This is a genomic window from Bacteroidota bacterium (assembly GCA_016706865.1).
Taxonomy (GTDB): domain Bacteria; phylum Bacteroidota; class Bacteroidia; order Chitinophagales; family BACL12; genus UBA7236.
Window position 1 is genome coordinate 699,437 of the sequence record JADJIS010000002.1, and the last position, 26,809, is coordinate 726,245.

A 26,809-nucleotide genomic window follows, 5' to 3' on the forward strand; every position below is an offset into this window, starting at 1 on the left:
TATTTATGATACAAAGAAACCCTGTTCCGTTGTATCAGACAATGACAGATAAACTTTGTTTCCGACACTTTGCCTAACTATAAAGTTAATAATTTAATCGGAAAATCCACGAAAAATGGGAATATTGCTCAAAAATGGCAATTCAATTCAATCCTGGAGATATATCCTTTTCACCCTTTGTGATATGGAGGTCATAACTTCATATGCGATGGTACCCTGCCTTGCAGCATAATCTGTGATCGGAATAATAGAACCGAATAACTCCACCTCATCGCCTTCTTTGGCCTCTGAAATGGAGGAAATATCCACCATGGTCATATCCATACAAACCTTGCCGATAACAGGAGCCATTTTGCCTCTAATGGAAACAATACCGGCGCCATTCCCCATTCTGCGGGAAAAACCATCTGCATATCCAATGTTTATTGTAGCGATGCGCATGTTTTTATCTGCAATAAAAGACCTTCCATAACCAACGCTATCGCCAGCAGTTATTTCTTTGATCTGGGCAATAGTTGTATGCAGGCTGCTAACAGGTAATAATCTGTTTTGCATGGATTCTGATGGATCAACACCATATAATCCGATACCTAATCTTACCATATTGTATTGAGCATCAGCAAATTGTGTAATACCGGGTGAATTTACAATATGCAGAAGAACGGGATAAGATAAAGATTGGGTGATTTTTTGCGACCAGTTTTCAAATTTTTTGATCTGTTCTGCTGTAAATGCATCCTGTTTCCTGTCATCGGCTGAAGAAAGATGGGAGAAAACACTTGCGATCTTTATTTGAGGATTTTTAGAAATTATTTCCAGTAAAGCTGCAATATCTTTTTCCTCAAACCCAAGCCTGTGCATGCCTGTATCCAGTTTTATGTGAATTGGAAAGGAAAAAGTTGCCTCTGTGCTTTCTAAACTCTGTTTTGCAGCCAGTACATCTAAAAAATTGTTCAAAATTCTGAAACTATACAATTCCGGTTCCAATTGAAATTGAAGGATCTGATCAAAACTTTCCGGTTCGGGATTCATAACCATAATTGGTAATTTAATTCCCTGCCGGCGCAGTTCCACACCTTCATCGGCATAAGCAACTGCCAGATAATCCACGCGATTGTGCGAAAGTACACGCGCAATTTCTGCTTGTCCGCTGCCATAAGAAAAAGCCTTTACCATAACCATGGTTTTTACACCCGGCTTTAATAATGATCGGTACATATTTAAATTATGTACCAAATTATTTAGTTGAATTTTTAAAACAGTGCCATGCGATTTTAATGCGAGCAAGGCACTTATTTTTTCCAATTGAAATCGTCTCGCACCTTTTAAAAGAATTATCTCATTTTCAAAGTTCAACGAGTTAAATTGTTTTATAAAAGATGTTGTATCTGCAAAAAAAGAACAGTTTAAATCTTTAAAATAATTTTTATGGGAAAAGATATTTTCACCGATGCCATAAAAATTTTCTACTGCAAGTTCTTTTAATAAATTCGCGATCTTTTTATATAAAACAGAAGCTTCCTCACCACTTTCATCAAAATCACTTAAAATAACAGTTTTGTGTGATCCTATACTGTGATGTTTTAAAAAATGTAATGCTATGTCAAGGGAGGCTAGATCGGCGCTATAGGTGTCGTTGATTATAATACAATTATTTATGCCCTTTATTAATTCAAGGCGCATGCTTACCGGCGGTAGATTTTTAGCCTGAAGCGTAATGTTTTCAATGCTTTTATCGTTTAACGTTTTTCTATTTTCGTGAATAAGCAGTGCAGTTATTAAAGCATGTATTGCATTTTCAAATGCAGCCTGATCAATAAATGGAATTGCAAAATGTAAAGTAAAGTTTTTATATAAAAGTGTAAATAATGTTTCCTCTGAAAGTATCTCTATATCTTTAATTAAAATATCTGCATTTAAAGCAACATTTGTGCTCCAGGTTAATTTATTTTGATCGGAGGAAATTAATTCATCAATAATTGTATAATCTTTTCTGTAAATTATTGATTTGGAATTTGTAAATAATTTTAATTTTTCTTTTGTTTTTTCAATATCATTTGTAAAACCTTCGTTATGCGTTTTAGTTATATTTGTGATGATACCAATTTCAGGATGAATAATATTTTCCAATGCATCCATTTCATCGGGCAACGAAATGCCTGCTTCAAAAATGGCTAATTCGTTTTTTTCATCCATCATCCAAACACTCAAGGGAACTCCAATTTGCGAATTATAACTTTTAGGACTTCTTACAATATCAAGATCTATTTTTAATAAATGATATAACCATTCCTTTACAATAGTTTTTCCATTACTTCCCGTAATTCCTACTACCGGAATTGAAAATTGTTTTCTGTGAAAGGAGGTTAATTTATGAAGTGCCTTTATTGAATTTTCAACCAATAAATAGTTGCTATCTGAAAATGTTTGGGAGGGAATATGCTCCACTACAAAATTTTTAACACCTGCTTCATGGGCCTGTTTTATATAGTGATGGCCATCAAGTTGTTTGCCGGTTATAGCAAAAAACAGAGATCTGTCGCCAAAAACCACATTGCGGGAATCTGTCAATAAATGTTCGATTCCGGCATCGGGGCTGACAATTTGTCCCCGGCACTTAAGTATCTCACAAATTGCTTCAGCAGTATAATTCATGTCAGAAATTCGCTGTAAAGCTAATACAATCGCATATTCATAGCTATTTCGGGCAGATTTTGGCTTTACTTGGGTTAAAATAACAGATACCTTTTTACAATCCCTATCTTTGCGCTTCATGCGGGGAACGACTTTTGCCTTCCTGCAAACCTTAAATTGAGTAAAAATATCTATGAGTTTAATATCCAACGTACTCTCCAAATTATTTGGTGGTAATAAATACGAAAAAGACATAAAGGCGATAATGCCTCTGGTTGAGCAGATAAAAGTGGAATATGCAAAACTTGAAAAGATCTCCAATGACGAACTCCGCAATAAAACTCCGGAATTCAGGAGAAGGATAAAGGATCATTTGAAGGAGATCGACGATCGCATTCAGCTGCTTAAGTCGGAACCCGACTCACCTCAGCTCGATGACGTTGACCGCAAAGATGAGATCTATAAAGAAATAGATGAGTTAATGAAGGAAAGAGATAACAAGATCGAAGAGATATTGTTGATCATTCTTCCCGAAGCTTTTGCAGTTATGAAAGAAACTGCTCGTCGTTTTACAGAACATACAGAAATAGTATCTACTGCTACTCAATTGGATCGTGATCTTTCAGTAAATAATGATTTTGTTGTTATTAATGGCGATCAGGCCATTTATAAGAATGAATGGGAAGCCGCCGGTGTTCCCATAAAATGGAACATGGTACATTATGATGTTCAGTTGATTGGAGGAATTGTTTTACACCAAGGTAAAATTTCGGAGATGGCAACGGGGGAAGGAAAAACTTTAGTTGCAACACTTCCTGCATATTTAAATGCATTACCAGGTGAAGGAATTCATATTGTAACCGTAAATAATTATCTGGCTCGTCGTGATGCGGAATGGAATGCACCGATTTTTAACTTTTTGGGAATGCGTGTTGATTGTATAGATCAGTACCAACCAAATTCTACGGAAAGAAGAAACGCATATCTAGCAGATCTAACGTACGGAACAAATAATGAATTCGGTTTCGATTATCTGAGAGATAATATGGTTCGCACAGTAGATGAAAAAGTGCAGCGCAAACATCATTACGCAATGGTGGATGAGGTGGATTCAGTTTTGGTGGATGATGCAAGAACTCCGCTTATTATTTCCGGTCCGGTACCTAAAGGTGGTGATGCTGAAGTTTATAATGTATTAAAACCTCGTATCCATAAATTAATTGAAGCACAGAAAAAAGTATTTACTTATAATTTAACGGAAGCAAGAAAATTAATTGAAGCGGGAAAAACGAAAGAAGGTGGTATCCATCTTTTCCGTGCACATCGCGCGTTGCCAAAAAATAATGCACTCATAAAATTATTGAGTGAAGAAGGTGTAAGAAGATTATTAAGTGATACCGAAGGAGTTTATATTTCGGAACACAACAAACGTATGCCGGAAATTGACAGCGACTTATTTTTTGTTATTGAAGAAAAACAAAACTCAGTTGACCTTACCGATAAAGGCATTGAATTAATTACAGAAGGTGGTGATGATCCTACATTTTTTATTATTCCCGATGTTGGGGCAATGATAGCAGAAATTGATCGTAATGCTCAGACCAAAGAAGAGCAGATAGCAGCTAAAGATCAGCTTATGCAAGATTTTGCAGTTAAAAGTGAACGTATACATTCGGTACAACAATTATTAAAAGCATATACCGTTTTCGAAAAAGATGTGGAATATGTGGTGATGGATAGCAAGGTGAAAATTGTAGATGAACAAACCGGTCGTATATTAGAAGGAAGAAGATATAGTGATGGTTTACATCAGGCAATTGAAGCAAAAGAAAATGTAAAAGTGGAAGCGTTGACACAAACGTATGCGACCATTACTTTACAAAATTATTTCCGCATGTTTCACAAATTATGTGGCATGACTGGAACAGCAGAAACAGAAGCAGGTGAATTTTGGGAAATATATAAATTGGATGTAACTGCAATTCCAACTAACAGAAATATTATCCGAAAAGATATTGAAGATTACGTTTATAAAACACGTAAAGAAAAATATCTCGCTGTAATTGATCGTATACAACAATTGGTGACTGATGGTCGTCCGGTTCTGGTTGGAACAACTTCTGTGGAGGTAAGTGAATTGCTTAGCAGGATGTTGCAAATGAAGGGAGTTAAACACAACGTATTAAATGCAAAACAACATCAGCGCGAGGCAGAAATAGTTGCGGATGCAGGTAAGGCTGGTTCAGTAACTATTGCAACCAACATGGCTGGTCGTGGAACGGATATTAAATTGGGAGTTGGTGTTGTTGATGCGGGTGGATTGGCAATTATTGGTACTGAGCGACATGAATCGCGTCGTGTGGACAGGCAGTTGCGCGGTCGTTCGGGACGTCAGGGAGATCCGGGTTCCAGTGAATTTTATGTATCGTTGGAAGATAACTTAATGCGTTTATTCGGAAGCGAAAGAATTGCCAAGGTTATGGATACCATGGGATATAAAGAAGGCGAAGTAATTCAGCATCGCATGATCACAAGGTCCATTGAACGCGCACAGAAAAAAGTAGAGGAAAATAACTTTGGAATAAGAAAAAGATTATTGGAATACGATGATGTAATGAATAATCAGCGTTCTCTTGTTTATCAAAAAAGAAATCACGCACTTTCAGGAGAAAGATTAACCATCGATTTAAATAATACCATTTATGATCTCTGTGATGAATTGGTAAATACACATGTCGATAGTAAAGATTATGAAGCATTCACCTTAGATGTTATCCGTTACTTCAGCATGGAAACCGAAATTTCCAAAAAAGAATTTGAATCTGATAAACCCGAGACACTTACAGATAAATTATATACCAATGCCAAGGATTATTACAAACGTAAATGTCAGGCTGTTTTAAATAAAGTGTATCCTCTTGTTAAAGATCTATATTCTTCACGTGGCGAAACACTCGAAAATGTAATTGTACCATTCACCGATGGAAGAAAGGGATTAAATGTAATGGTGAATTTAGTAAGGGCAAATGATACAAACGGAGATGAAATAAATATTGCTATTGAACGCATGATAAGTTTAATAGTAATTGACGATCATTGGAAGGACCATTTGCGCAATATGGATGACCTGAAACAATCGGTTCAAAATGCAACTTACGAGCAAAAGGATCCTTTGTTAATTTATAAATTCGAAGCATTTAATATGTTCAAAAAAATGCTTAGCGAATTAAATAAAGAGATCGTTTCCTTTTTATTTAAAGGGTATGTTCCACTTAAAACTGCCGATGATGTGCGCACAGCAGCACCTCAAAAACGCACCGATATGAGCAACCTGAAAGAAACCCGCGATGATGGTGGAGCAGCTCCCGGAAGCCGCGGCCCGGCTCAACCGGAAAGAAAAGCAGTGGAACCAATTCGCGTGGAAAAAAAGGTGGGAAGAAATGATACCTGCCCTTGCGGAAGCGGAAAGAAATATAAAAATTGTCATGGGAAAGAGGAATAATTAAAATGAGTAATGAGTTATGAGTAATGAGTGCGTAAACGATTGTATAATGTTGTAACCTCCGAAATAAGAGTTTAATGAGAAAATCGAATTTTCATCCGTCATCAGACTAAACTCATTACTCATAACTCATTACTCATTTATAGCAAACATTTTACTTCAATGGAAAATCTAAATAAATACATAGAACACACCGCCCTGAAACCTGATCTTACAATTGCTGAGGTGCAGAAATTATGTGAGGAGGCGATGCAATATCATTTTGCTGGAGTTTGTGTGCCGACATATTTTTTGGGAGATGTGGTTCCGATTCTTGCAGATACTGGGATCGATATAGTTACAGTAATTGGATTTCCTTATGGTTATTCTTCTCTCATCAGTAAATTTGAAGAAGCAGAAGATGCATTGGCAAAAGGTGCTGATCATTTAGATATGGTTATAAATATTGCTGCTGTAAAAAATAATGATTGGGATACAGTTGAAAATGAAATTGAGACCATCACGAAATTGGTGCATGCAGAAAATAAAGTAATGAAGATCATTATCGAAACCGGATTAATGTCGGAAATAGAAATTGATCTTATCTGCAAGATCGCAAATGAATTTAATGTGGATTATGTAAAAACTTCTACCGGTGTGAATGGTCCCGGTGCCGATGTGGAAACCATCAGAAATTTGCGTGAAGCCTTAAAGGCAAAAATAAAAATTAAAGCTTCAGGTGGAATAAAGACAAAGGCTTTAGCCGAGGAATTAATTGAAGCCGGTGCCGACAGAATAGGTACTTCAAAGGGAGTGGAGTTGATGATGGAAGTGAAATAATTGGCGATAATTTTCGTTTAAATTTGATGCAGGGAGTAAACTTCTAATCGGATTTATTTATGCATAGTTTACCAATCACAAAATAATTTTTATTACTTTCGTGTTATTAAGGTTAAAATGAAATCAATTTTCTCTGCGATACTGCTATTGTTAGGTTTTGGCTGTTTTGCCCAGACAGGAACTATTACTATTAAAGATAATGCCGGAGCAGGCGCTTTAGTTGAAAAACATATTTTCTTCAATAAAGAACACGGTGAACTTCCAGGCTATAGGATACAGGTGTTTGCAGGAACGAGTCTGATAACTGCTAAGGATACAAAAGCACTTTTTTTACAGAGATATTCCGATTACAATGCGAGTATTGTTTTTGAAGCACCAAATTATAAAGTGCGGATAGGAAATTACACCAATCGTTTTGACGCCAATCGCGATCTTCAGGAAATAATTACAGAATATCCCAGCGCATATGTGGTGAAAGATCTAATAAATATTGCCGAACAATGAGCGAATATTTTGCAGAAAAGATCAGGTCGCTTGCTTTAGCAAATTTTGAAGAAATTCGCGATTGTCGCAGACACTTACATCAACATCCCGAACTTTCCTTTCAGGAATTTGAAACTTCCGCTTTTATTCAGAAGAAATTAACGGAATACGGAATTCCCTTTAAAAATAATATTGCAAAAACCGGAGTTGTTGCAATAATTGAGGGAAAAGATCCTTCCAAAAAAATTATTGCGTTGCGTGCTGATATGGATGCACTTCCTATTCAGGAATTAAATGAAGTGGATTACAAATCACAAAATGAAGGTGTGATGCATGCATGTGGTCATGATGTTCACACAAGTTGTTTATTAGGTGCAGGAAAAATACTCAACGAATTAAAAAATGAATTTGAAGGAAGCATTAAATTAATTTTTCAGCCTTCGGAAGAAAAATTACCGGGTGGTGCTAAAGTGATGATAGAAGAAGGAGTCTTAAAAAATCCTGAAGTTGATGCTATTATTGCGCAACATGTTTTTACTCCGTTTGAAGCGGGTAAACTCGCTTTTTGTTTTGGGACCATGTTGGCAAGCACAGATGAAATTTATATTACCGTAAATGGTAAAGGCGGACATGGCGCTTATCCTCATGAAACAAAAGATCCTGTGATGATGGCTGCCCAGATGTTAGTTGCACTGCAACAAGTAGTGAGCAGAGTTATTTCACCCTTTCAACCGGCAGTGCTCACCTTTGGAAAAGTAATTGCAAATGGAGCAACAAATGTTATTCCTGATTCTGTATATATAGAAGGAACTTTTAGAGCTCTTGATGAAGATGTTCGTAATAAGGCACATGTTGAAATTGAAAAAATTGCAAGAGGAGTGGTGGAAGGATTAGGAGGAACATTGGAATTAAAAATTGCAAAAGGATATCCTGTCTTAAAAAATGATGATGCACTTACTCGCAGAGTTTATGATAGAGCTATAAATTATTTAGGGATTGATAATGTTATAACTACCACCCCAAGAATGGGTGCAGAGGATTTTGCTTTTTATTCGCAGGAAATTCCCGCTTGTTTTTACAGGTTGGGAACCGGAAATCCGGGAAAAGGAATTACTTCAAATATTCATACACCAACTTTTAATATTGATGAAGATGCAATAAAAACCGGAATGGGATTTATGGCATTTAATGCAATTACAGAACTAATGAGTTGACCTTTTATTTTTAATTACTACAAAGGCTCACCTTTTTTATTTCCTAAATCTGGTTAATTATTGAATTTCGGTTTTATTATTTCTCAAAATCAACCAACTTTGTAGTCCGGATGGCTAAAGGATCGAAAACAAAATCAACAGGCAAGTCAAAACTCATATCAGAATCGGATTATAAAATATTTCGGAGGCTGATGTCCTATGCCGGACCCTTTAAAAAACAATTTTATATTTCTTCCGGGTTGGCAATAGTGCTTTCTATACTTGTTCCGCTTCGTCCTTACCTCGTTGGAGTAACTGTTGACAGTTATATTCTAAAAAATGATCTGAATGGCTTGATCATAATTACACTCATTTCTGTTGCCGTATTATCTGCGGAATCAATTTGCAAGTATTTTTTTCTCTATATCACAAATTGGTTAGGGCAAAGTGTGGTAAAGAATCTGCGTGTTAAAGTATTTAATCATTTGATAAGTTTGCGATTGAGTTATTTTAATAACACACCGGTTGGTGTTTCCACCACAAGAACGATTAACGACCTCGAAACAATAAACTCTGTATTTACAGAAGGTGCAATTCAAATAATTGCAGATCTGTTGACCATTATTTTTGTGATCATTTTCATGTTTTTTATTAATTGGCAACTTACACTTGTTAGTTTGGTTAGTTTTCCATTAATAATTTATGCAACCTATATTTTTAAAGAAGGAATAAAAAGTACTTTTCAGGAAGTGCGGACCGCTGTTGCACATTTAAATTCTTTTTTACAGGAGCGTATTACAGGTATGAAAATAGTTCAGATCTTTAATGCAGAAGAATCTGAATTTGAAAAATTTAAATCGATAAATGATACGCATAGAAAAGCACAGATAAGATCAGTTTGGTATTATTCCATTTTTTTCCCTGTGGTGGAAATTATAATTGCTTTTGCAACAGCTCTCATGGTTTGGAAAGGTGCACACAGTGTATTGGAAGGAAAGGCAACAATAGGAGATATTAATGCATTTATTTTATACCTCACAATTTTATTTCGCCCGTTGCGCATGTTGGCTGATAAATTTAATACTTTGCAAATGGGTGTTGTTAGCAGCGATCGTATTTTTAAGATATTGGATACGGATGAAAAAATTGAAAATTCGGGAACAAAAAACACCGATACCATTAAAGGAAAAATTGATTTTGATCATGTTTGGTTTGCATATAAAGATGAAAACTGGATATTGAAGGATGTTAATTTTCATATAAAAGAAGGTGAAACACTTGCTATTGTTGGCGCTACAGGTGCGGGTAAAACTTCTATCATTAGTATATTAAACAGATTCTACGAAATTCAGAAGGGTGATATTAAAATTGATGATATTTCAATTCGCGATTATGAACTGTCGGCTCTTAGAAAAAAGATAGGTCTGGTTTTACAGGATGTGTTTTTATTTTCCGGCACCATCATGGATAATATTACACTTCGCAACGATGCAATAACAAAAGAAAAAGTAATTGATGCAGCCAAAATGTTGGGAGCACATGAATTTATAATGCAACTTCCCGGTGCTTATAATTATAATGTGATGGAACGCGGAGCCACTTTGTCGCTCGGACAACGACAACTCATTTCATTTATTCGCGCATTGGTATTTGACCCTGGGATTTTAATTCTAGACGAGGCAACATCTTCAGTGGATACAGAAACAGAACAGATCATTCAACACGCAATTGAAAATCTAATTACAAACAGAACATCTATTATAATTGCACATCGTTTATCCACAATTCAACATGCAGATAAAATACTTGTGCTCGATAAAGGAGAAGTAAAAGAAATCGGTTCGCATGAAGAGCTTTTAGCACACAACGGATATTATCGAAAGTTATATGATATGCAATTCGTTACCCTGAATATTTTGCAGAGTGATGAGTAGTGAGTAGTGAGTATGATCAGAGTAGGCCGTTTGTTTTTACTCCTGACTCAATGAGTAATGAGTAATGAGTAATGAGTTTGATCCACGGCAGCCGAATGTATTTACACCTGACTAATGTCTCCTGACCCTGACAAAAAAAAAGAGCAAAACCGATAAGTTTTGCTCCTTTAAATAAAAAAGAAAATTTCTTTTTAAACAGCCGCTGATAATTCTTTACCTGCTTTGAAACGCACAACATTTTTTGCAGCAATTTTAATTGCTTTACCTGTTTGTGGGTTACGACCGGTACGAGCAGCACGTTTGCTTACAGAGTAAGTTCCGAAACCTACTAAAGTAACTTTGTCACCTTTTTTTAATACTTTACGAATGCTTGTCATCATGCTGTCTAAACATGCTGCAGCTTGTGTTTTGGTTAAGCCTGTGTCGGCTGCCATTGCATCAATTAATTCACCTTTGTTCATTGTACTTGGTTTTATTAGTTAATTAAATATGTTTTACGTTGCCAAAAATACAGTGTTTACGGGCATTTCAAAACACGAATTCTCTGGAACCCCTGTATTTTCAACACTTTATACACATTTTACCTCCAAAACCCTTGATTTTGCTTGATTTCAGCCCGTTTTCAGGGTAAAAAGCGTTGTTTTTGGAAAGCCAGAAATTTATTTTGTTGAAAATAATTTTTGCAGATCACTTTTTTTGCGCAGAAATTCGTGAATCGTCCACCTTCGCTGAAGCTTCGGCGGATAAATGAGTCGTTAGCCGTGAATCGGGGATGGTCTATTAAATGAGGAAGACATCCAAGTATACTTTCATCTCAATGAGTAATGAGTTATGAGTAATGAGTGGGTTATCGAAGGCATTATATTGTTACCTCCGAATTGAATCTTTTCATAAAAAAATCGAATTTTATTCTAGGATTGACGCAAATTCCTTTCTCCTCTCTCCTTACTCCTTCTTTTAAGACACCTTCCCCCACTGTTTCACCTTCCAGCTCAATTGTGATAAATATTTTTTCAATGATTGATTTTCTGCAGCTTCCAAACTTTGATCGTTGGTTAATAATTCTTCGGCAGTATTGCGCGCTTCACGCATAATATGTTCATCGGTTTGAATATTGGCGATTCTGAATTGCGGCGCTCCACTTTGTCGCGTTCCTTCAATTTCTCCGGGACCACGCAATTGCATATCCACTTCCGAAATTTTAAATCCATCGTTGGTTTGTATCATGGTTTGAATTCTTGTGCGGGCGTCATTATTTAATTTATCTCCCGTCATTAATATACAAAACGACTGATGTGCACCTCTTCCAACTCTGCCTCTTAATTGATGTAATTGCGATAATCCGAATCGCTCCGAATTTTCAATTATCATTACAGTTGCATTCGGAACATTTACACCCACTTCAATTACTGTTGTTGAAACCATGATCTGTGTTTCATTTTTTACAAAACGCTGCATCTCAAAATCTTTATCGGCAGGTCGCATTCTGCCATGCATGATACTTATCTGATATTTGGGTCGTGGAAATTCTTTTTCCATTACCTGAACACCTTCCATTAAATTTTTAAGATCTAATTTTTCGCTTTCTTCAATTAATGGATATATAATAAATATTTGTCGCCCTTCATTTATTTGTTCCTTAATAAATCCGAATACAACCAGCCGTTCACTTTCTTTTTTGTGTATGGTTTTTATCTGTTTTCTACCCGGAGGAAGTTCATCAATAATACTTACATCAAGATCTCCGTAATAGGTCATAGCTAAAGTTCGCGGAATTGGAGTTGCGGTCATAACCAATATATGTGGTGCGAGATTATTTTTTGTCCAGAGTTTTGCGCGTTGTTCAACACCGAAACGATGTTGTTCATCAATTACTACACATCCTAAATTATTAAATTTTACAGGATCTTCAATTAATGCATGCGTGCCAAGAAGAATATTGATTTTTCCTGCATCAAGATCTTCAAGAATTTCTTTTCTTTTTTTGCCTTTAATACTTCCGGTAAGTAATTCCACTTTTAATGGAAGAGGTAATAATAATTCTTTGATGGTCTGAAAATGTTGTTGTGCAAGTATCTCGGTTGGCGCCATTAAACATGCCTGAAATCCGTTGTCTATCGCCATTAGCATGGTGAGTAGAGCAACTACCGTTTTACCGCTTCCAACATCCCCCTGCAATAACCTGTTCATTTGCCGACCGCTTATCAGATCTTTACGAATTTCTTTTACAACGCGTTTTTGTGCTTCCGTTAATTGAAAGGGTAAATGATCGGTATAAAATGGAGTGAAAGTTGTTTCTATATTTTTAAAAATAAATCCGACACTCACACTGTGTCGATACTGTTTTATACGCAGGAGTTTTATCTGATCAATAAATAATTCTTCAAATTTTAATCTCCGTATTGCGTGTTGTAAATGTAATTCTGATTCAGGAAAATGAATTTGTTTATAAGCATCAAAACGATTTATCAGTTTATATTTTGTTTTGATGGATTCCGGAATTATTTCATAAAGATCATTATCAGAAATTTGTTCTATTAGGTTGTGCGTGTATTTTGCGATCGCTTTGCCGGTAATTCCCCGGGCCTTTAATTTTTCCGTGCTCGAATAAACCGGTTGTATCTTTCCACCCAATTGAAATTCCGGCGAATCGGCAGGCTCCAGTTCGGGATGCGTGATATTTAAAATACTGTTGAAAAAATAAGGTTTACCATATACCAGATATTGTGTATCACCTTTCAGATTTTTTTGCAGCCAGCTTAAACTGTTGAACCAGACTAATTCAATAAATCCAGTTCCATCATCCAAAGTAGCAGTTAATCTTTTTCCCCGTTTTTCACCAACTATTTGAAGATTTTTTAATTTGCCTTTTAACTGCACTTCTTTTATTTCTTCCCCTTTTAAAATGGTATTATGAATATCCTTTATCGTTTTGAAATCAGTTCTGTCGATATAACGATATGGGAAAAAATGTATAAGGTCGTTGCAGTTGTCTATCTGCAATTCCTTCCGCAATAATTCAGCACGTGCTTCACCAACTCCTTTTAAATAAGTGAGGGGTGTTTGTAAGTTCAGCATTCCCACAGGGCAAAGGTAGGAGATGTAGGATTAAATAGGTAAATAAACTTTACAGTGGGAATAGCACTAATTCTATCCGATTAAAAATGGAGTTCGGATATTAATATCAGTAGCAGAAAATTTTTAAGAAGTGGATAGTTTAAAAATTTAATGAAAGCCACACAGAAATTGGATAATTTAAATCAACTTGTTTATTAAATGTTGATCCGTAATAATTTTCCTCTGGTAAATTCACATAATCCTCACGTGAAACTGTCCAGCCTTGAGTATAATATAAACTTGATTCAGTGCCTAAACTTAGATTCTTAAATAAGGAATAACTTATTTTTAAGAAAGGACCACCTCCATAAGTAAATGTTTTATCTGTTTCCGTTGATTCATACTCTTCACCGTCTCCGGAATTATATTCACTCAGATAATTATGTCCTGTGAAATCAAAACCATAAGCCCATGACCATTTGTTTCCAATTGATTTTTGTTGTCCTAATCCAAACCTATAATCTACATAATACTCCGTTCTATCAGAATTGGAACTGTATTGAATATGGCCTGTGTGATTATTAGAATAATACAACATCCCAAATCCGCTTCTAAAGAACAAAGTACCGAAATTTCTTTCGTATGTAAGCAAATAGGGGCCATTGGTTACAAATCCGTATCCATCATTTATAGTTCCAAGAAATTGACCTAAAAAAAATGTAACTTCAACACCTATGGTATTCTTTTTTAATGTTACCGAATCGGTTTGGGAAAAGCTGAAATGAGCGAAAAAGCAGAATAGGAGGGTTAGAATGGAGTTTTTCATGAAATGTGGTTTTATGTAAATTTAGCAAGTTATAAAAATTAATTGTCATAGGTATGCAATTTTCGATTTAACCTGTTTTACCACCAACGCTAATAAATTATTTCCACTTCCAATTACTCAACATGCCTTGAATATCATTCACCATAAATTGTACAACGGGTTTTAGTGAATCTGAATTCGGGCGATTGTTAAAATATAAAGCCCCTCTTACAAAGTTAGTAATGGTATCTGTTACAAAAAATTGAAAATTACTTGCAGCATCTCCACCAACAAAATAAATAAGTCCGTGAACACCAAATTCATTTTCTATTTCCTGGGGTTCAATAAAATCTGCGCGACTGCTGTGTTTATAGGTGAGTTTATAAGCATCTTCAATTAGCTTCTGCAGCGATTCTTCTCCGGATAATTCTTTATAACTTAAATAGATGGTTGCATTCAGGTCGTCGCAAATAATATTCATCCAACATGGATTTTCAGGAGCCTGATTAAAGAAAGTAATATTTTTATTTATTCTGTAGTAATCAGGTAATTGAAAGGTAAAGGGACATTGCTCATCGTTGTAAGTAACTAATTCTTTTAATTCCGGAAAATAAATACGCGGATAAGCATCAGGACGAGGAGTGTTTTCTGTGGAACAGGAAATAATAAATGCAAGTGAGAACAGAAAAGGAGTTAACAGCAATAAGTTCTTATTCATATTTTTTAATAACGCATAAAAATAAATAATCTTGTAGAGATATTTTAAAGAGATATTATATTATTCTTAAGAAATAATATTAAACATACGTTGCAAGTTAGATCTACCTCTTATTCAGAACGGCAGATCATCATCCGAAATAATATCCTTTTCGTTTTCAGGATGAGTATGCGTCATTTCATAATCGGTTCCTGTTCCGCTTGTGTTGGTAGTTCCACCCGGGCGAGGTCCTAACAATGTGAAATTTTCCGCAACAATTTCCGTGATATATCTTTTATTGCCATCACGGTCGTCCCATGAACGATTTTTAATTCTGCCTTCGATATATACCTTGGCGCCTTTACGCAATATTTTCCCGGCAATTTCCGCCAACTTTCCCCACATGGCTATATTATGCCACTCGGTTTGTTCCACTTTGTTGCCTGTTCTGTCGCGATATACTTCTGTTGTTGCCAAAGTAAAATTTGCGACAACATTTCCACCTTCAAAATTCCGGAGATCAGGGTCCTTTCCCAAATTCCCTATAAGTATTACTTTGTTTACACCACTCATATGATCGTATTTAAGTATTACACCTGTATTTCAGACATTAAAAATAAGGATTTTTTTGCAAAAATTCCCGTATTATCCCTGGAAATGCATATTTTTTTAAGGCTGAAACCTTTATTTTTATTGAGGATTCCGGGTTTATATCCGCAATATCGCTCATTTCTATTATGAAAAATCTCGTTTTAATGGTTTGGTGGGTGAGTTGTTGTGTAAAAACATCGGAAGCTCTTATTTTATCAAGATTTTGGGATGTTATTTTCCGATTACGTATCTCTCTTTTTAATTGGGTAAGAGTATAATTAGTTTTTGCTTCGATAAGTGGAAATTGATATAAATTTTTCCAGATATCTTTCTCGTTTCTAATTGTGATAAGTATATTTTTGTCGGAAATAAATACAAGATAATTAAAATATCTCGTTTTTCTCACCAACTTTTTTCCTTTTAAAGGAAGCAATTCCACCATATCATTTTTAAATGCAAAACAATTTTTATTTAAAGGACATTGGTTGCATTCCGGATTAAAAGGTTTACAGATCAATGAACCGAAATCCATCATCGCCTGATTAAAAATACCGGGTTGTTTTTTGTCGAGAATTTTTTGTGCGTACGATTCTATTTTATTTTTTGCTGTTAAACTTTCTACTTCTTCCTTTATGCCAAAATAGCGGGTAATAATGCGTATGGCATTGCTGTCGATGGCGGCATAAGGTAAAGCATATGCATACGACAATATAGCACTTGCAGTATATTTTCCTATGCCTTTTAATTGAATTACGGCTGCATAATTATCCGGAAAAATGCCCTTATGTTTTTCAACAATTTGATTTGCGGCATGATGCAAATTTCGTGCGCGGGAATAATAACCAAGTCCCTCCCAAAGTTTTAATACTTCATCCAATGATGCCTCTGCAAGTTTAAAAACAGAGGGATATTTTTTAATAAACCGGTAATAATATGGAGTGCCTTGTTCCACTCTCGTTTGTTGTAAAATAATTTCACTCAACCATATTTTATATGGATCCTTAATTGCTGTCCAGGGCAATGATCGTTTGCCGGTATCGTACCATAATAATAGTTTTTTAGTGAAATCAGTGCTCATTTATGGAGCAATATTACGAACATATCAGACTTGAGGTCAACACTTTTAAATACAATATTTAATTTAACCTTAAACAACCTGTGTGGAAGTTTGTTTTTAACTTCATAAGTGGTTTTGGTGAATATTCTATAACGGGAATCTTTTAATTAGGAACTATTGTTGTAGAGTGTTAAACTATTGATACCAAATTCAGAAACTGAAATTTCACAAAAACGGCACTTTTATAAAATAAAAAGCCGAATTTTGTAGTTTAAAGTGCTGATTATCAAACTAAACTGTCGTAATTATGAGAAAAGCAGACATCGTTAACCGCATCACAGAAAAAACCGGTCTTGAAAAAGTGGACGTAATGGTTGTTGTGGAAGCCTTTTGCAAGGAGATAAAAGAATCGATGGCGGAAGGGAACAATGTTTACGTGCGTGGATTTGGAAGTTTTATAGTTAAAACCCGTAAAAAGAAGATAGGCCGTATTATAAAAAAGAACATTGCCATAGAAATTCCTGAACAAAAGATTCCCGTGTTTAAACCGGCCAAAATTTTTGTACAAAGAGTGCGCGACGGCAAAAAGAACAAAATAAAATAATAGCGTGAAAAGATATGTAGTGGCTGTTGGACTTGCGGTTTTGATAATAATCGTGTTCTACTTTGGATTCAGCACCAAACCTCCTGTTAATAGTGTGTATGATCTAAGGAGAGAGAAACTTGTGGATTCTCTTCAGTATCCCAATGGCGAGTCGTTGCTCAAGATGCATGAGGATATGCAGAATGCAGATGGCGGCTCAAAAACCGCTTTGTTGAAACAACTTTCCGATGAGTGGCTAAAAATTGGTCAACCATCTATTTCTGCCGATTATTTGCGCCAGATTGCTGATAATGAACCTTCTTACGAAAATTATATGACAGCCGGGGCCGCTTTGGCAACTCTTATCGATTTTGAACAAGATGATAATATTCGGGTAAATGTGGTTTATGGGGCAAGATATTGTTATGAAACTGCCGCAAAACTGAAACCCGGCGACCTGGAAGCGTCGATAGGTGAGGCATCTGTATTGGTTTCAGGGACAAATAATCCCATGGAAGGGATTTTGAAATTAAGGGAAATTGACGCCCAAAACCCAGGAAATGCCAAAGTAAACCTCGAATTGGGAAGATTTTCGGTCATGAGCGGCCAGTTTGATAAAGCTTTGGAAAGGTTTGGCAGTGTTTTACAAAAAGATTCCCTAAATTTGCAGGCCCGTTATATGATGGCGCAAACGTATCTGGGATTAAAGGATACAACGGCAGCTGTTTTGGAACTGGAAAAATTGCAATCTCTTACCACCGATAAAACCATTATTGATCAGGTGGAAGTTGAAATACATAATTTAAATCATTAAAAAAAGCTTAGTATGCCATCAGGTAAAAAACGTAAAAGACATAAAATGGCCACCCACAAGCGCAAAAAACGCTTGAGAAAGAACCGTCACAAGAAGAAATCGCGTTAAGTCACAATTTCCACCCTTTATATTTTCCAACCTCCATTAAATTCCGGTAAGTATCGGGATAAACCATTTATTAAATAATTCCTGTAAAGGGGACCAAAAAAAATTATTTTGGAAAGGGAACTGATTATTAATTCAACTCCAACCGGAGCTGAAATTGCATTATTAGAGGATAAGCGTCTTGTTGAAATTCATCGCGATACGCAAAGCAGCAGATTTAATGTGGGTGATTTTTATCTCGGAAGAGTTAAAAAGATCACTCCGGGATTAAATGCCTGTTTTGTTGATGTTGGATTTGAACGCGATGCTTTTTTGCATTATACGGACCTGAATCCTCAGTTCCGCTCCATTTATAAATATACCAAAGCAGCTCAGGAAGGTCATCCGGCCAAAATGGCAAATTTTGAAAAAGAACCGGAGATCGTTAAAACAGGTAAGATCAACAATGTTATTGCTAAAAATCAGCATATACTTGTTCAGATAATAAAAGAACCTATTCAAACTAAAGGTCCGAGGTTGAGTTGCGAATTATCACTTGCTGGAAGATATCTTGTGCTTACTCCATTTAATGAAGTGGTTGGTGTATCAAGAAAAATTGATTCGGCAGTTGAAAGAAAAAGACTTCAGGGTGTAATTGAACAATTAAGACCCAAAGGTTTTGGGGTGATAATTAGAACAGTTGCTGAGGGAGTTCCAACACCTAAATTGCACGAAGATCTCAACGAATTAGTTGCACAGTGGAACGAGATAACAAAACGACTCGAAAAATTACAAGCTCCACAAATTGTTTACAGCGAAACAAGAAAAACAAATACTTTATTAAGAGATGTACTCAATGCTTCCTTCAACAATATTGTCGCCAACGACGAAAATATTGCTAAAGAAATGCGTGATTATGTAAAGAAGGTGAGTCCGGGTACAGAAAAAATGGTAACCTTTCACAATAATCCGAAATCGGTTTTTGAACAATACGGAGTTACCAAACAAATTAAATCTCTTTTTGGAAGAACAGTAAATATGGACAGCGGTGCATATTTAATTGTAGAGCATACAGAAGCATTACACGTAATTGATGTGAACAGCGGAAATAAAACTGCAGTTAAAGGAGATCAGGAACAAAATGCTCTTGCCGTAAATATGGAAGCCGCGCGTGAAATTGCGCGTCAATTACGTTTGCGCGATCTTGGTGGGATTATAATTATCGACTTTATCGATATGCGCCATCCGGATAATAAACGGACTGTGTTCAATGCCTTGAAAGAAGCGATGGAAAACGACAGGGCAAAACATACCATACTTCCAGTTTCCAAATTCGGACTTGCGCAAATTACACGTCAGCGTGTTCGTCCCGAAGTAAATATTACAACATCAGAAGTGTGCCCAACCTGCAATGGCACAGGAAAAATAGAAGCCAGTATTTTATTGGTGGATGATATAGAACGCAAAATTAAATACCTCGTTAAAAATCAAAATCAGAAGTACATTAAATTGGTTGTGCATCCATTCGTAGAAGCCTTCATTAAAAAAGGAAGATGGTTCCGCAGCACTCAATGGAAATGGTATTTCGAATATAAACAAAAGATCCATGTGATGGGAAGCGATGATTTCTTTTTAACGGAATTTAGATTTTTTGATAAGGGTGATGAGGAAATAATTGTGGAATAGAGATATCGATTTTTTTCGCAAAGTATTTTATGTTGGTTAGTGTAAATTCTACACTAACATTTTCAGTGAAGATATTCTACGCTTATTAGATGCCCGGCAGCTGCTTCCCGAAAGTGCCCCAGCAGTGTCTTAACACGGATAATCGCAAGTACTCAAAATAAAATAAATTTTAATAAAGTATTTAAACTTTCAATTCGTTCAGAATGGTGAGACGCTGCTGAACCTAGAATCGGCAGCGTCTCACAGTATGATTATTTAATAGGAGTGAAGACACTGCCTTTGCATTCCTTTGGTGCGACGCTGATGGATTATTTCGTTAAGCTCGCTAATTTCAATCACCTGAACACCCTCGTTCCAATTCCGGCAGCGTCCCATTTGAAGTTTGATATAACCCAAAATAGTGCGCTTATGGAGGCACTGCCGGGGCACTAAGGAGATTGTCGCATTCTATTAAAAATTCCACCAATTAAATTTATCACTAATATTGTTTGGGCAATGGAGAATATTAAAAAAAGCACTATAGAGGAATTTCTTATAACTAAATTAATATCAGCAAATTGTATCCCATTTGATATAGCTATTTCAAATAAATTTTGATCGAATGTCATTACAAATGCGATAATAAGGATTGATATTAATGTTAATATAATATGCAATCTACTTAAGATAATTGATATTAGTATTTTAGAAGTAAGTTTATAAATTAGCCAATAACACATACATAACAAGGATAACAAAATAAAAATAAATGTATTTGCGATTACGAAATAAGTATCGTGCATTCTGATATCAAATGATTTATCAATTACAAAAAAAGAAATACTGAACAGAAAGATCGCAACAATAATAAACAGAGTATGTGGTTTTTGTCTGATATTCATTTCTCTCAAAACTTAAACATCCAATCTTCCTTCCCCGTCTCCGAATTAATAGCTACACAAACAAAATTATCATCCAGATCAGGATGTGTTTTGAATACAAAATAGATCTTGTCGTTTAGAGTGTAAATACGAATAAGTTCGGCTTTGATTCCTAAAAGTGTTGTTATATCGAGTTTCCAATTTATGGTTTCGTTGTCGTAGTTGTATTTTGTGATGATCTGATGAGCTTCGGGAGAAATTTTGTCGTGGTGCCAGATATAAAATGTTTTTTCGGAATTATTGAGTCGTAATGGGGAGTGTCCTTTCCCGGTAAATTGAAATTGGTTGTTGAGTGAAATTCCATTAGTTAAAAATTCTGCATCAATAAATTGATTGGAATTTAAAACTGTGCTTTTGGGTTCGGTGTCGGATTTATTTTCTTTCACTTTAAATGTTGCAACCGAATTTTTTTCCTCAAAACTAATTTCCCTTCCGTCTTGTAATAAAAGATCGTGTTGAAACATATTTTGTAAACGCATGCGATAAAACTTTACATAAGAATTTTCGCTCATCCAGTTCTCATAATTTTTATTTTCCGGAGCTTCAACTTCTTTTATTTCTTTATTTAAAAGATTATAAGCATAATGTAATCCATTTTGTGTTGTAACATAAATGGTGTTGTGGCGGGTATCCATCCCAATAAATTTATCTTCCATTGCATCGTCATACCTTGTTGTATTTACCAAAGGCGATTCCACTCCTGCTTTTTTTAATAAGGAACTAAAACTATCATCGGTAATTTTCAGATCGGGCAAAGATCTGGAGTGAATGCTGTTTTCACGGGAATAAAACCAACATTTACCATCACTCATTCCGAGGTAATAGGGTAGTGTTTCAGAATTCCCTTTTATCGCTTCCATTTTTTTTAATTCTTTACCTGTAATGGCATCAATTACATTGATCTTATAATCCGTTCTTCCGTTTACAAAAAATCCATCCTGACTTAATTTTGTGAAATAGCTGCTCGCCGCAATAAAATACGTTTTCCCATTTTGTATTGCTGCTCCTAAATAATAGAGTTGCGAATAATAATCATCTTTGCTGATGGTTGTTTTCCAATATATCTTTCCTGTTTTAGCATCAAGTGATAATAGTTGATTATTAATTCCAATAAATAAGGTATCACCTCTGTTAAAACTTCCCGTAATGGTATAAGAACTACCATGATTATTTAATATAATTCCTGTCTTTACAGAGTATTCCGATTTTAAAGTTTTTGTATTTAATAAAGTTATTATCAGGTTTGTTTTATCCCCGATTTTATCCGAATGAAAAATGATACTTTTTTCATTTCCGAGAAAGGTAGGATTTATGTATTTACTGAGTTCGGTATTATATTCTGATAAAAATACCGGTGAAATATATTTGCCTGCCGTATTATTTCCTGTTTCTTTTTTTACTGGAATTATGCAATCGCTTTTAACTATGGTGCGAACTGACTTCCCATCAAAAGAGTATGTGCAACTGTCTATTCCCATTACTCTGTCAGCAGTATGTCCTATGTCGGAAAATGATGTTAAGTCAGAAGCCGATTTCATTATCTCCTGATATACTGCATCCATATCCGGCATTTCGCCCATTTTAGCTCTTTCTGTTATGTCGGAAATAAGATCATCTAAACTTCTTGTTTCTACCGAAATATTTGGGGCGGCAACAGTTGAAAAATTTGTTGCGTCAATAAAAATTCTTTTTCCGGTGATAGTGGTGATCATTAATGAATTGGAATTTTTATCGTAGGCATATAATTCTTCTAAATTTCCTAAATAATCATTGGCCATAGCAATTCCTTCGGAGAGATCTCTGTTTCCGCTGATAATATTATCCTGTGTATGTTTTGTTTCGAAATCGGCTAATTGAATTCCGTGTAAACCATCTTTTTTGTTATACATCCATATCACATCATGCCCCACGCCTAATATTTTTGTGAATGCTTCGTGATAGTCGCCGAGCACTTCGCGGTTAACTTGTTCTCCAGTACTTAAGTCACGTAATGTAAGTCGAACATCGGTGGAACCGCTTCTTTGTGTAAATCCACCGGAGCGTTCATAAATGCGGGTTTTAAAAACACCTTCCAGACTCAATAAATAATTTTTGCCTTGCATCTCCACAGGAAACACCTGATATAAACTTGTGGCGTCACTCGATTTACCGGAACGGAGCATTCCTGATCTGCCGCATTCTTTAAAGGAAAAGAAAAATACGACGCTCATTATTGCAACTATAACTACAGCGCCTATTGCGAGGTAAGGTCCTCTTCGGGTGGGTTCGTGGAAGGTCATGTTTCAAAATTAAAATAAATTGGGGTGATTGAAAAGTTTCTTGCAGAACGGGTTTCCCGCAGAGTTCGCAGAGGTGCAGAGGTTGCAGAGTTTTTATGGCGTGGGACTGCAGATGGAAATTAAACAGTAAATAAATCCGCGAAATTCGTGCAATCCATCAGAATCTGTGATTCAAATGGTTTTTAGGATAAGTATTTTCCTTCAATCGGCATTCTCCTCCCAAATCCAAATGCTTTCGGTGATATCCGCAAAACGGGAGGAAATTGGTATCGTTTCCATTCGTTGCTGTTTACCATTTTGAGGGTTCTTTTTACGGTGAATTCGTCAAAGCCGAGGGCTAAAATATCCTGAGGACTTTGATGTAATTCTATATATTGATATAATATTTTATCTAAAATATCATAAGGTGGTAAGGTGTCCTGATCTTTTTGTCCGGGGCGTAATTCGGCGCTTGGTGGTTTGGTAATAATATTCTGCGGAATTATTTGTTTATCGCGATTGATATATTTTACTAATTCGTACACCTCTGTTTTATATAGATCGGCAAGTACTGCTATTCCTCCGCAAAGGTCACCATATAAAGTTCCGTAACCGACAGCGGCTTCACTTTTATTTGTTGTATTTAATAAAATATATCCGTGTTTATTGCACATCGCCATTAGTGTTAGTCCGCGAATACGTGCCTGAATATTTTCTTCCGTTACATCAAAAGGTTTATTTTCAAAAAAAGGATTTAATTCGCTGTAAATAGATTCGTAAATATTTTTAATGGGAATTGTTTGATGTTTCATTCCGATATTTTCTGCAAGTGCCAAAGCATCGGTAACCGAATGTCCGGTGGAAAATTGGGAAGGCATTAATAATCCCATTACGTTTTCAGAACCAAGTGCTTCCGCTGCAAGAACTGCGGTAACTGCAGAATCAATTCCACCACTTAATCCGAGAATTGCTTTTTTAAATCCTAATTTTTCAAAATAATTTTTTATTCCTGTAATTAATGCGCGATAGATCAGATCGATCTTTTCTTTTGGCTGAACATGATCTTCTGTTTGTGTTTTTGCGGAATTAATTACTTCATCCAGGTCGAATATTCTCATCTGCTCAACAAAATATTCCATCTCCTCAAACACAACAGAGTTGGCATTTACAACTATGCTTCCACCATCAAAAATGAGATCGGTTTGGGCTCCGCAGTGGTTGACATAAAAAACAGGAATTTTATATTTAGCTGTATTAGCTTTCAGGGTTTCTATTCTTCCTGCTGCGTGATCATAATCAAAAGGGGACGCAGAAATATTCAGCATCACTTCCGGTTTTATTTTATCCTTTATCAAAACATCCATGGGACAAGCTTTGTACATCGGATTATCATTTCCAACATTCCAAAGATCTTCGCAAACAGTGAATGCTATTTTTCTTCCTTTAAATTCTATGTTTTGGAATTCTGTTCCCGGTTCGAAATAACGGTATTCATCAAAAATATCATAAGTAGGTAATAATGCTTTATTGATGATATGTTTTATTTCTCCCTCATAAATAAAAAATGCAGAATTGTGTAAGTCTTTTCCTTCGATTTTAGGATTTCGCGATGGTGATCCAACCACTACAGCAATATTTTTAGTGAGTGGTTTAATTTTTTCAATTACTTCGTAACACTTATCAATAAAATCATCAAAATTTAAAAAATCTCTGGGAGGATAACCACAAACGCAGAGTTCGGGAAATAAAATAATATCACTCCCTTGATTTTCTGCTTTAGTGATATAATCGGCGATCTTCAGAAAATTTTCTTCAAAATTTCCGATATGTACATTTATTTGTGCGAGGGCTATTTTCATAAAAAAAGTCACGCTTTTTGGGCGTGACAAATTTAATTCAATTATTTATAATCTGATCAGAATAAAACGCCCAGGCGTATACCGAATTGTTTAAGAGTTGAACTATTATCGTCGATATCATCATCAATAACATTTGCAAATCCATTTTGGAAAAATATACCCGCCATAATAGCGGTATTTTCTGCCATAGAATATTCTAATCCCGCACCTAAGGTTAAACTCACATTCAGCAATTGATATTGAGAGCCAGATTCGTTGTCTTTATCTCTGAAATTGGTATCCTCATATAAAACAGTTCCATCAATGGAATAATCACCTCTTGCTTTGATACAAACTCCCGGGGTTACACCAAATTGTCCGTAGTAACTAATATAATTTATTTCGTTAGTGCGCAATCTCACTGTTAATGGTATTTCAATATATTGTGTTTTAGCATCCCATTCAGAAGTTATGTCAACGGGGCCAACAGTATCTATATAAGTAATTCCGGAATTTGCGTAGTTAATAATCAAGCCCGTTGAAAAAGCATATCTTTCAACACTTCCTATCGTTTGATCGAAAAGTAATCCATATTGGAAGCCAAATTTGGTTCCTATGTTCTCTGATTGGTCTCCTTCCACTCTCAACCAGTCAAAAACCGGCGAGGCGGTTAGTCCGAAACGAAACTCTTGTGCGCGTACGGTGCTTATCACCATACAAAATATTGCAACAGATAATATAATTTTCTTCATACCTTTTTAGTTTTACAGTTGAAAAGCAAAGATAAAGCAAACATGTACTACAAACATAAGTCATTTTTCATTAACACGTATATTTTATTGCTGTTAGTTTTTCTGTTTTCTGCATGTAAAAAGGAAAATAAAAATCCTGATCCTGACATTTCTGATATAATCTCACCGAATGTGGAGATCATAAGATTGGAAAAATTAATGTCGACGGCAAACAGTGATAATTATGGGGAAATTTATGCTCAGATCGAAAATCAACATCCGGACCTGTTCCGTTCATACTATAAAAATTTCTGGGGATTCACACCCAACGATAGTTTTTCTATTGATGCTGTATATGATTCTCTATTTTCCAATACAGGAGGAAACGAATGGATGAACCGTCTTTTGGACAGTGTAAATCTGGAATATGAAAATTTGGATGACGTTACCGAAGATCTCAATAAGGCATTGACCTATTATAAATATTATTTTCCCGACAGCACCTTACCTCAATTTTATACCTATATCGGCCCTTTTGTTTATTGGACTTTATTCGACAGCACTTCGCTGGGAATAGAACTGGATATGTATATGGGAGAACACTTTGCCAATTTTGGCAACTTCGAAAATAATATGCCGCAATATATAATTACCCGCTGTGCGGAACCTTATATAGTTATAAATATTATGAAGAGTCTTGTGGATGGTGCAATTGCAGATCTCGGTGCCGATGCAACTATTTTGGATGCGATGCTGGCTCAAGGAAAAATGTTATACTATCTCGATTGTGTGCTTCCAAAGGTTGAAGACTCCATAAAAATGGGTTATACAAAGGAACAAATTATCTGGTGTGGGGAAAATGAAGGGGAAATATGGAAATTTTTAGCCGGACAAGAACTATTATTTTCAAAGCGGGGAGATGAAAAGAGGCGGTATACCGATGAAGCTCCAACCTCTGTCGGCATGCCTGCCGAATCACCGGGAAGGGCCGCGGTGTGGACCGGTTGGCAGATAGTGCGTTCTTACATGCGCGAAAATCCGGATGTAGATCTCATAGAATTATTTAATGACCCTGATGCTTTATCCATACTTAAAAAATCGGGATATGAGCCGGGCGATTGAG

At 35.7% G+C, this 26,809-nt stretch carries 20 protein-coding genes; 9 read left to right on the plus strand and 11 right to left on the minus strand.

The window, feature by feature from the left end; translation table 11 throughout:
• Positions 1 to 147 precede the first annotated feature (147 nt).
• On the minus strand, positions 148 to 2,655 hold the full coding sequence (locus IPI31_06070) for a bifunctional UDP-N-acetylmuramoyl-tripeptide:D-alanyl-D-alanine ligase/alanine racemase (protein MBK7567378.1): 2,508 nt from the start codon (positions 2,653 to 2,655) through the stop codon (positions 148 to 150).
• A gap of 172 nt (positions 2,656 to 2,827) precedes the next feature.
• Here IPI31_06070 and secA point away from each other — a divergent pair, with 172 nt between their 5' ends.
• The 5 genes from secA (at position 2,828) to IPI31_06095 (ending at position 10,565) form a co-directional block, all read left to right on the plus strand.
• Complete coding sequence (gene secA / locus IPI31_06075; GenBank protein MBK7567379.1) at positions 2,828 to 6,136, plus strand: preprotein translocase subunit SecA; 3,309 nt, start codon at positions 2,828 to 2,830, stop codon at positions 6,134 to 6,136.
• A 162-nt stretch (positions 6,137 to 6,298) separates the two neighbouring features.
• Positions 6,299 to 6,955 carry a deoxyribose-phosphate aldolase gene (gene deoC / locus IPI31_06080; GenBank protein MBK7567380.1) on the plus strand — a complete coding sequence of 219 codons (657 nt, stop codon included), beginning with the start codon at positions 6,299 to 6,301 and terminating at the stop codon, positions 6,953 to 6,955.
• Positions 6,956 to 7,072: 117 nt separating this feature from the next.
• Positions 7,073 to 7,459: an SPOR domain-containing protein gene (locus IPI31_06085; GenBank protein ID MBK7567381.1), complete on the plus strand. Its 387-nt coding sequence runs from the start codon at positions 7,073 to 7,075 to the stop codon at positions 7,457 to 7,459.
• Positions 7,456 to 8,652, plus strand: coding sequence for an amidohydrolase (locus tag IPI31_06090; protein MBK7567382.1), 1,197 nt, complete (start codon positions 7,456 to 7,458; stop codon positions 8,650 to 8,652). The genes IPI31_06085 and IPI31_06090 overlap by 4 nt, the downstream gene beginning before the upstream one ends.
• A 110-nt stretch (positions 8,653 to 8,762) precedes the next feature.
• Entirely contained in the window at positions 8,763 to 10,565 is a 1,803-nt protein-coding gene (locus IPI31_06095; protein ID MBK7567383.1) for an ABC transporter ATP-binding protein, read from the plus strand.
• 191 nt (positions 10,566 to 10,756) lie between these two features.
• Here the strand turns inward: IPI31_06095 and IPI31_06100 are convergent, their stop codons facing one another.
• The 6 genes from IPI31_06100 to mutY form a co-directional block, all read right to left on the minus strand.
• Entirely contained in the window at positions 10,757 to 11,026 is a 270-nt protein-coding gene (locus tag IPI31_06100) for an HU family DNA-binding protein (protein ID MBK7567384.1), read from the minus strand.
• Between the two features lie 496 nt (positions 11,027 to 11,522).
• Entirely contained in the window at positions 11,523 to 13,643 is a 2,121-nt protein-coding gene (recG, locus tag IPI31_06105; GenBank protein ID MBK7567385.1) for an ATP-dependent DNA helicase RecG, read from the minus strand.
• A 139-nt stretch (positions 13,644 to 13,782) separates the two neighbouring features.
• Positions 13,783 to 14,448: a hypothetical protein gene (locus IPI31_06110; protein MBK7567386.1), complete on the minus strand. Its 666-nt coding sequence runs from the start codon at positions 14,446 to 14,448 to the stop codon at positions 13,783 to 13,785.
• A 97-nt stretch (positions 14,449 to 14,545) separates the two neighbouring features.
• Entirely contained in the window at positions 14,546 to 15,145 is a 600-nt protein-coding gene (locus tag IPI31_06115; GenBank protein MBK7567387.1) for a hypothetical protein, read from the minus strand.
• Between the two features lie 114 nt (positions 15,146 to 15,259).
• Positions 15,260 to 15,697 (minus strand): single-stranded DNA-binding protein, encoded by a 438-nt coding sequence (locus tag IPI31_06120; protein MBK7567388.1) that lies wholly within the window; start codon positions 15,695 to 15,697, stop codon positions 15,260 to 15,262.
• A 37-nt stretch (positions 15,698 to 15,734) separates the two neighbouring features.
• The gene (mutY, locus tag IPI31_06125; protein MBK7567389.1) at positions 15,735 to 16,793 is read right to left on the minus strand and encodes an A/G-specific adenine glycosylase; all 1,059 of its coding nucleotides are present in this window, start codon (positions 16,791 to 16,793) and stop codon (positions 15,735 to 15,737) included.
• Positions 16,794 to 17,079: 286 nt separating this feature from the next.
• On the opposite strand from mutY, the gene IPI31_06130 reads away from it, so the two are divergent.
• The 3 genes from IPI31_06130 to IPI31_06140 all read left to right on the plus strand — a co-directional run bounded on the left by IPI31_06130 (position 17,080) and on the right by IPI31_06140 (position 19,939).
• Positions 17,080 to 17,376 (plus strand): HU family DNA-binding protein, encoded by a 297-nt coding sequence (locus IPI31_06130; protein ID MBK7567390.1) that lies wholly within the window; start codon positions 17,080 to 17,082, stop codon positions 17,374 to 17,376.
• A 4-nt stretch (positions 17,377 to 17,380) separates the two neighbouring features.
• Positions 17,381 to 18,169, plus strand: coding sequence for a tetratricopeptide repeat protein (locus tag IPI31_06135; GenBank protein MBK7567391.1), 789 nt, complete (start codon positions 17,381 to 17,383; stop codon positions 18,167 to 18,169).
• A gap of 216 nt (positions 18,170 to 18,385) precedes the next feature.
• Positions 18,386 to 19,939, plus strand: a complete 1,554-nt coding sequence (locus IPI31_06140; GenBank protein MBK7567392.1) for an Rne/Rng family ribonuclease — start codon at positions 18,386 to 18,388, stop codon at positions 19,937 to 19,939.
• Positions 19,940 to 20,367: 428 nt separating this feature from the next.
• Here the strand turns inward: IPI31_06140 and IPI31_06145 are convergent, their stop codons facing one another.
• From IPI31_06145 to IPI31_06160, 4 genes are all read right to left on the minus strand, one after another.
• Positions 20,368 to 20,820, minus strand: coding sequence for a hypothetical protein (locus IPI31_06145; protein MBK7567393.1), 453 nt, complete (start codon positions 20,818 to 20,820; stop codon positions 20,368 to 20,370).
• 5 nt (positions 20,821 to 20,825) lie between these two features.
• Complete coding sequence (locus IPI31_06150) at positions 20,826 to 23,138, minus strand: hypothetical protein (GenBank protein MBK7567394.1); 2,313 nt, start codon at positions 23,136 to 23,138, stop codon at positions 20,826 to 20,828.
• A 182-nt stretch (positions 23,139 to 23,320) separates the two neighbouring features.
• Positions 23,321 to 24,976: an NAD+ synthase gene (locus IPI31_06155; protein MBK7567395.1), complete on the minus strand. Its 1,656-nt coding sequence runs from the start codon at positions 24,974 to 24,976 to the stop codon at positions 23,321 to 23,323.
• Between the two features lie 56 nt (positions 24,977 to 25,032).
• Positions 25,033 to 25,707, minus strand: coding sequence for a PorT family protein (locus tag IPI31_06160; protein MBK7567396.1), 675 nt, complete (start codon positions 25,705 to 25,707; stop codon positions 25,033 to 25,035).
• Positions 25,708 to 25,725: 18 nt separating this feature from the next.
• Here IPI31_06160 and IPI31_06165 point away from each other — a divergent pair, with 18 nt between their 5' ends.
• The gene (locus IPI31_06165) at positions 25,726 to 26,808 is read left to right on the plus strand and encodes a hypothetical protein (GenBank protein MBK7567397.1); all 1,083 of its coding nucleotides are present in this window, start codon (positions 25,726 to 25,728) and stop codon (positions 26,806 to 26,808) included.
• Position 26,809: the final 1 nt, after the last annotated feature.

What these genes read in the sequence shown, in the direction of transcription:
- IPI31_06070 (MBK7567378.1), bottom strand. Translation starts at nt 2,655, where the DNA reads ATGAATTATACTGCTGAAGCAATTTGTGAGATACTTAAGTGCCGGGGA.
- secA (MBK7567379.1), top strand. Translation starts at nt 2,828, where the DNA reads ATGAGTTTAATATCCAACGTACTCTCCAAATTATTTGGTGGTAATAAA.
- deoC (MBK7567380.1), top strand. Translation starts at nt 6,299, where the DNA reads ATGGAAAATCTAAATAAATACATAGAACACACCGCCCTGAAACCTGAT.
- IPI31_06085 (MBK7567381.1), top strand. Translation starts at nt 7,073, where the DNA reads ATGAAATCAATTTTCTCTGCGATACTGCTATTGTTAGGTTTTGGCTGT.
- IPI31_06090 (MBK7567382.1), top strand. Translation starts at nt 7,456, where the DNA reads ATGAGCGAATATTTTGCAGAAAAGATCAGGTCGCTTGCTTTAGCAAAT.
- IPI31_06095 (MBK7567383.1), top strand. Translation starts at nt 8,763, where the DNA reads ATGGCTAAAGGATCGAAAACAAAATCAACAGGCAAGTCAAAACTCATA.
- IPI31_06100 (MBK7567384.1), bottom strand. Translation starts at nt 11,026, where the DNA reads ATGAACAAAGGTGAATTAATTGATGCAATGGCAGCCGACACAGGCTTA.
- recG (MBK7567385.1), bottom strand. Translation starts at nt 13,643, where the DNA reads ATGCTGAACTTACAAACACCCCTCACTTATTTAAAAGGAGTTGGTGAA.
- IPI31_06110 (MBK7567386.1), bottom strand. Translation starts at nt 14,448, where the DNA reads ATGAAAAACTCCATTCTAACCCTCCTATTCTGCTTTTTCGCTCATTTC.
- IPI31_06115 (MBK7567387.1), bottom strand. Translation starts at nt 15,145, where the DNA reads ATGAATAAGAACTTATTGCTGTTAACTCCTTTTCTGTTCTCACTTGCA.
- IPI31_06120 (MBK7567388.1), bottom strand. Translation starts at nt 15,697, where the DNA reads ATGAGTGGTGTAAACAAAGTAATACTTATAGGGAATTTGGGAAAGGAC.
- mutY (MBK7567389.1), bottom strand. Translation starts at nt 16,793, where the DNA reads ATGAGCACTGATTTCACTAAAAAACTATTATTATGGTACGATACCGGC.
- IPI31_06130 (MBK7567390.1), top strand. Translation starts at nt 17,080, where the DNA reads ATGAGAAAAGCAGACATCGTTAACCGCATCACAGAAAAAACCGGTCTT.
- IPI31_06145 (MBK7567393.1), bottom strand. Translation starts at nt 20,820, where the DNA reads ATGAATATCAGACAAAAACCACATACTCTGTTTATTATTGTTGCGATC.
- IPI31_06150 (MBK7567394.1), bottom strand. Translation starts at nt 23,138, where the DNA reads ATGACCTTCCACGAACCCACCCGAAGAGGACCTTACCTCGCAATAGGC.
- IPI31_06155 (MBK7567395.1), bottom strand. Translation starts at nt 24,976, where the DNA reads ATGAAAATAGCCCTCGCACAAATAAATGTACATATCGGAAATTTTGAA.
- IPI31_06160 (MBK7567396.1), bottom strand. Translation starts at nt 25,707, where the DNA reads ATGAAGAAAATTATATTATCTGTTGCAATATTTTGTATGGTGATAAGC.